Annotated in this window: 1 pseudogene; it reads right to left on the minus strand. The window is 57.5% G+C overall.

What is annotated here, in order from left to right:
* Nucleotides 1–822, minus strand: a pseudogene (locus R8N49_RS26205) (type IV secretion protein Rhs); the annotation flags it as partial.

The following is an 822-nucleotide window of genomic DNA, read 5'->3' on the forward strand; positions in this document are numbered from 1 at the left end:
GTTGCCATCATCGACTGAGGTCAAGCGGCCTATGCCGTATGGTGAGGTTGCTTCGTCGTACCCGTACAGAATTGGCGATTCGCCAGCGACATCGCTGGAGGTTTCGATGATCCGGTTCAGCGCGTCATAGCTGTAGCTTGTGGTTTGCCCCTTGGCCGTTTTGCGCGTTGCCACGTTACCGGCTTCGTCATAGGTAATGTCGGTGGTGCCGGTGTCCGGGCTCCGGACCTGGGTCACTTCGCCAAAGCCGTTGTAGCTGTAGTAGGTCAGGCGCGAACGAGGGTCGGAGACACGGTAAACATCGCCGGTATCCTTGTAGAGCACCTGCGTGACCTTCCCGAGGGGATCGGTCGTTTGTGTCCGGTGATGGAAGCCGTCGTACTTGTAGGAGTGTGTGTTACCAGAGGGACTGGTCTCCTGTATCAGGTTTGCGACGACATCGTAGGAAAACGATGACTGATTGCTATAGGCGTCGGAGACACTGGAGAGCCAGCCGATTTCGTTGAAGATCCGGCGCTCTATCCAACGGGTCTGGCCCAGCGCATCGAGCAGTCGCTCTTCTACTGGGTTCCCGAGGTCATTGAGCTCAAGCTCGCGCCGGTTGCCCTGTGCATCTGTTTCCGCCACCAGCCGATGTGCAGCGTCGTACTCATAGCTGACGGTTGCACCATTTGGCTTGGTCAGCGAACTCAGGAGGCCCACAGCATCATAGTTGTAGACCGTGGTTCCTTCTGGCCCAGTGGAGCTGACAAGTCTTCCTCTGGCGTCATAGGTGAGGGTTTGGGTTACACCATTGACACCCTGAATGGTCCCGGCGCGACC

It is taken from the genome of Vibrio sp. 1978 (assembly GCF_033344345.1).